Raw genomic sequence first — 368 nt, forward strand, 5'->3', positions numbered from 1 at the left:
TTCCCCGCCACCCAGGCTCCCGTCTGCAAGCTCTTGGCGTCCGCATCGCCCTGCGTCGAAGCCGCCAGCACGCCGATCAACTGCGAACTCATGATCAGCAGGCCCTTCTTGTCATCGATGGGCAGGCTGGCGTATTGCTTGGCGAGGCTATTCACCAGCGCCTCGTTGACTCCCGCAGCCAGGGCTCCGGTACGGAAATCGCCACCGACCGCTTCGGCGGCCAGACCTCCCATCAGGGCGTGCAAGCCGATCTTGCCGAGGCTGCCGTCGTCCAGTACGCCATGGGTGGTGGGAAAAAGGGGACAGATTTATTTTTCCTACTCTAATTTTGACTAGTGTTTATATCTCTCATTCCCACTGTATACCAC

At 59.0% G+C, this 368-nt stretch carries 1 pseudogene; it reads right to left on the minus strand.

Features of this window, described 5'->3' with window-relative positions:
- Positions 1–290 (minus strand): annotated as a pseudogene (locus ACTJJX_RS35155) (hypothetical protein); the annotation flags it as partial.
- Positions 291–368: the final 78 nt, after the last annotated feature.

Origin of the sequence: Pseudomonas sp. 22490 (assembly GCF_052044465.1) — a bacterium.
Taxonomy (GTDB): Bacteria; Pseudomonadota; Gammaproteobacteria; order Pseudomonadales; family Pseudomonadaceae; genus Pseudomonas; species Pseudomonas aeruginosa.